The sequence below is a fragment of the Lactococcus fujiensis JCM 16395 genome (assembly GCF_002441655.1).
GTDB lineage: Bacteria > Bacillota > Bacilli > Lactobacillales > Streptococcaceae > Lactococcus > Lactococcus fujiensis.
Genome location: NZ_JXJU01000031.1, coordinates 1 through 5405, shown reverse-complemented (window position 1 = coordinate 5405; position 5405 = coordinate 1). Strand labels below are relative to the sequence as shown.

Here is a 5405-nt window from a genome sequence, read left to right as displayed (position 1 = left end):
CTAATATATTAGTACTTTTTTATTTAATACTCAATTTGAGGTAAATTTAACTTCTTTTGTTCCGAGATTAATCGGATGAGGACAATGCAAATAATCGCTAATAGCATATTTACTGAATGATTTAAATATGGAATGAGGCTCACGTAAATTGCGCCTCCAATTATGCAAGAGACGGCATAAATGTTTTCCCTAAATATCATTGGAACTTGATTGGCAATAATATCACGGAGCATTCCCCCGCCGACTCCTGTTACAACGCCTAAAAAAATGATTAAAAATGAATTTGTTTCGTAACCTTTTGCAATACCACTATCAATGCCAACAACAGTAAATATTCCCAAACCAATTGCATCTGAAAGGATTAGAATTACATCGTAGAATTGTCTAATTTTCAAAATACTCAATGAATTTCTTCTCTTTTTTGTTATTACGGCAACTAGCATTGTTATTATTGATGCGATTATTGAAATAATAATATAGAAAGGAGATTGTAAGGAGCTAGGGGGAATGACACCAATAAAAATATCCCTAATAATACCGCCTCCAACTGCTGTCACTGCTGACATTGTTAATATCCCGAATATATCAAGTTTATGATTAATTCCGACTACTGTTCCAGACACGGCAAATGCAACCGTTCCTAATATCTCCAAAAATTGATAAATTGTATTAATCACTGTTTATCTCCAAGTTTTTTCTCATATTATATTATAACGTATCTTTTATTGTTTTACCAAATGGATTATTTAGGATAATAAAAAAGAACTACGAGGGTAGTTCTTCACTTGTCATTATTTTGAACGACTCAGATTATTTACATCTTCGGTAATCAATCCAATAAATTCTTCAAGTGGGATAACGTTTGTTTCAGTTGACCCGTAACGACGGATATTCACTGTATGATCAGCCATTTCCTTATCACCAATGACGATTTGGTAAGGAATTTTTTTCGTTTGTGACTGACGAATTTTCCAACCCATTTTTTCATTTGCCTCATCAACAACAACGCGGAAGCCTTTATCAGCAAGTAGTTTTTGGATTTCCCATGCATAATCTGCATGGATTTCATTATTAACAGGAATAATTGTAGCTTGCGTTGGGGCAAGCCATGTAGGGAATGCACCTTTATAAACTTCAATTAGATAGGCAATAAAACGTTCCAGAGTAGAGATCACGCCGCGATGAATCATAACAGGGCGATGTTTTTCACCATCAGCACCTACATAAGTAATATCAAAGTTTTCTGGATTGAGGAAGTCCAATTGAATTGTAGAAAGCGTTTCTTCGTTTCCTAAAGCAGTCCGAACTTGAATATCAAGTTTTGGTCCATAAAAGGCTGCTTCCCCCTCAGCTTCAACATAAGCAAGTTCCATATCATCCATTGTCGCTTTAAGCATGGCTTGCGATTTTTCCCACATTTCATCATCAGGGAAGTATTTTACTGTATCTTTAGGATCACGGTAAGAAAGGCGGAAACTGTAGTCATCAATCCCGAAATCACGGTACATATCCATGATTAATTTCAAAATTTTACCAAATTCTTCTTGGACTTGTTCAAGCATAACAAACGTATGCCCATCATTTAACGTCATTTCACGAACACGTTGCAAACCTGACAAAGCACCTGATTTTTCATAACGGTGCATCATTCCAAATTCAGCGATACGAATTGGTAATTCACGATAAGAATGTACATCGTGTTGGTAAATTGCGATGTGGCTTGGGCAGTTCATTGGACGGAGTTCCATAGATTCATTGTCCCCCATATCCATTGGTGGGAACATATCTTCGTGGTAATGTTGCCAGTGGCCTGAACGCTTGTATGTATTCAAGTTCATCATCGTTGGTGTGATAACGTGCTGATAACCATTGGCTACTTCTTGATCTTCAACATAACGTTGGACGATGCGACGGATTGTTGCACCATCTGGAAGCCAATAAGCTGTCCCTGCACCAAGTTCTGCATCATTAAAGAAGAGATTGAGTTCTCGTCCGAGTTTACGATGGTCACGTTCTTTTGCTTCTTCTCGCATTTTTAAATTTTCTTCAAGGTCTTCTTTGGTAAACCAAGCTGTACCATAAACACGTTGCATCATAGCATTATCTGAATTTCCTCGCCAATATGCACCTGCGACATTGAGTAAATGGAAGAATTTAATAACACCTGTTGATGGGACATGAGGCCCACGGCATAGGTCAGTGTATTCGCCTTGAGTATATATTGTGAGTCCACCTTCATCTTCATTGTGTTCTTCAATAAGTTCAAGTTTGTATGGATCATTAGCAAAAATTTCTTTAGCTTCTGCTTTTGAAACTTCTTTACGCTCTGATTTGAAGTTTTCTTTGATGATTTTCTTCATTTCAGCTTCGATGACTGGCAAATCTTCATTTGTAATTTGTCCCTCCGCATTATCCGTATCATAGTAGAAACCATCACGAATCGCTGGTCCAACACCGAGGTGGATGTTGGGGAAGTGGCGACGTGCTGCTTGCGCAAATAAATGAGCCGCTGAATGGCGAAGAATTCCTAGCGCATCTTCGTGGTCAGGAGTGACAATTTCAAAAGCCGCATCTGCTGTAATTGCACGTGTTGCATCAATTAATTTGCCATTGATTTTTCCAGCAAGTGTTTTTTTTGCAAGACTTGGAGAAATTGATTTAGCAATTTCAAAAGTTGTTACACCTGACTCGAATTCTTTGATGTTCCCATCGGGGAAAGTGATTTTAATCATTTTTAAGCCTTTCTTTTACATATACTTTTAAATTCAACCGGTCTTGTCAGAAATGACAGACTTGTGATAGGGTGCGTTTTTTTATAACAAAAAAACGCAACCCCATCCTAAAAGGACGCAATTGCGTGTTACCACCTTCGTTCAATTTTGAAAACAGAAGCGTTTTTTCTTTCTGTACAAAATTTCTCATCTTTGACGTAACGTGTCAGGGACGCTTTCTGTTATTTCCAAAAAGATTAGCAAACCTAAAAAATAAATTTAATTAGGTTCTGAGTGGTATTTTTAATTTCTAAATTCAGATTTTCACCAACCATCTGATCTCTACAATTTATCTATTAAAAACTTGTCTCTGCTCTAATTGTAAGCTCTAAGTAAACATTTGTCAAGTCCAACGTTTAACTTTTTGTAATTATTTTCGTACGTGAGAAAATAATTAAAAAACGCTTATAAGCTTTTACATTCTTAATGGGTTTGATTAATGTTTTGTTTTGTTTTGTAAGCCAAAAAGTCTTTCGCAACATCCTTGTCAAAATCACTTAATTGTTTAATTACTTGATTCTGAATTGTTTCAATCTCAATTTTATCAAATGGTAATTCTGAAATCATTTTTTCAACAACTTTTGTTACATTATTGGCAATCATGTTAGCGTGAAGGGGTTTATCTGCATATTTTCCGTTAATTGCCGCCTTGAAAACAGCTGTTTGGATACGGAACGAATCCCAGTCAACGACGCGTCCATTACGTTTTATCACAACCTTGTTTAAAAGTTTTGCTTGCATAGAATCTCCTTTGATAGATTTAATGAAAAGACTTGAATAGTTCTATTAGAATTTCGTAATTTATCCATTTCGAATAAAGAATTTGAAAAAAGTATTTTTGCTTATATTCGGTGAATAAAATTATCAAATTATGAGAGTTCTTTTCTTAAATTCATTATATCAAAAAATACTAAAAAGCTGAATAGGGATCCATTATTATGTGAAAATTTTAAGAATAATAAAAAAAGTTTCTAATAAAAGAAACTTTTTTTATGATTATTATTTATACTTATTTTACAACGATGAAACGATCATCATCATCCATGAATTCCTTGTCGCCTGCAGGAGCTTCAATTGAACCAAATACAAGTTGTGCACGAAGTTTCCATGAAGTAGGAATGTTGAATTCTTTCGCAACAGCTTCGTCAATCAATGGATTGTAATGTTGAAGATTTCCACCAAGTCCAAGTTCAGCAAGGGCAGTCCATGCATTTACAGCAATAATACCTGAACCTTGTTCTGACCAAACTGGGAAGTTATCAGCATAAAGCGCGAATTGTTCTTGAAGTGATTTAACAACATCTTGATCTTCAAAGAAGAGGGCCGTACCAAAAGCGGCTTTGAAACCATCAAGTTTTGCTTTAGTTCCTTCAAATGCTGATTCAGGAGCACCTTGCTCAATCATTGCTGCATGAACAGCAGTTGGAATAATTTCTCCCCAAAGTTTTTCTTGTGCATCGCCTGTCAAAATAAGAACACGACCTGTTTGTGAGTTAAAAGCAGATGGTGAAAGACGAACAGCTTCCTTGATTGTTTCAATTGCTTGGTCTCCGTCAGCAACATTTTTACCAAGTGCGTAGATTGAACGACGGTTTTCAAGTGATTTTAAAAATGACATTATTTTTTCCTCATTGTTTTTTATTTTTATTGTTTACAAGTGTAATCTTAACATAAAAATTTACGTTTGTAAACAATTTAGCTTTTAAAATAAAAAAAAACTGCCGAGGCAGATTTTTTTATTATTTTGTACCAAATAAACGGTCTCCAGCATCACCAAGACCTGGAATAATATAACCCTGTTCATTCAAGTGATCATCAAGGGCAGCACAATACATGTCTACATCAGGATGAGCTTCTTGGAAAGCTTTAACCCCTTCTGGAGCAGCAACCAGACATACAAATTTGATATTTTTAACACCACGTTTCTTGAGGACATCTACACCAAGAATGGCCGATCCACCTGTCGCAAGCATTGGGTCCACTAAGAACACTTGACGTTCCGCAATGTCTGTAGGCATTTTAACTAAATACTCAACTGGTTTTAAAGTGACTTCATCACGATACATTCCAATATGTCCAACACGTGCAGCTGGAATCAATTTGTAAATTCCGTCAACCATACCGATTCCTGCACGAAGAATTGGAACGATTGCTAATTTTTTACCAGCTAAGCGTTTTGCCGTCATGTGGGCAACCGGTGTATCTATTTCAACATCTTCAAGCGGTAAATCACGAGATACCTCATAAGCCATCAACATACCGATTTCATCAACGAGTTCACGAAATTCTTTTGAAGAAGTTTCTTTACGACGCAAGATTGAGAGTTTGTGCTGAATAAGTGGATGTTCAACAACTTGAAATTTAGACATTTTTTTCCTCCGAGCATTTAACATTCTTAATTTGAAGTACTACAAGATGACTGACATACGAGTACCACATTAATTTACATCTAACTTATTTTACCATTTTTTGAGTGATTTATCATTTTTCATCAATAAAATTTTGAAAATGACAGAAAAAAGGCGCCAAGTTGGCACCTTTATAATTTTTCCAAAAAGTTTGTTGGAGACTTTTCTATCTTCATTTAATTAGCTTAATGCAAGACCAAATTACATCATGCCACCCATCAAAAAT

General features: G+C 35.7%; 5 protein-coding genes. All 5 read right to left on the bottom strand.

Translation table 11 applies throughout. From position 1 onward, the window contains the following. Nucleotides 1–23 precede the first annotated feature (23 nt). The gene (locus RT41_RS09895; protein WP_096819232.1) at nt 24–677 is read right to left on the bottom strand and encodes a trimeric intracellular cation channel family protein; all 654 of its coding nucleotides are present in this window, start codon (nt 675–677) and stop codon (nt 24–26) included. A gap of 114 nt (nt 678–791) precedes the next feature. Beyond that, nucleotides 792–2732, bottom strand: a complete 1941-nt coding sequence (gene thrS / locus RT41_RS09890) for a threonine--tRNA ligase (RefSeq protein WP_054639823.1) — start codon at nt 2730–2732, stop codon at nt 792–794. A 462-nt stretch (nt 2733–3194) separates the two neighbouring features. After that, entirely contained in the window at nt 3195–3512 is a 318-nt protein-coding gene (locus RT41_RS09885; protein ID WP_096819230.1) for an ATP cone domain-containing protein, read from the bottom strand. 268 nt (nt 3513–3780) lie between these two features. Further along, nucleotides 3781–4389 (bottom strand): nitroreductase family protein, encoded by a 609-nt coding sequence (locus tag RT41_RS09880; protein WP_054639861.1) that lies wholly within the window; start codon nt 4387–4389, stop codon nt 3781–3783. 121 nt (nt 4390–4510) lie between these two features. After that, entirely contained in the window at nt 4511–5140 is a 630-nt protein-coding gene (gene upp, locus RT41_RS09875) for a uracil phosphoribosyltransferase (RefSeq protein WP_096819228.1), read from the bottom strand. Between the last annotated feature and the right edge of the window lie 265 nt (nt 5141–5405).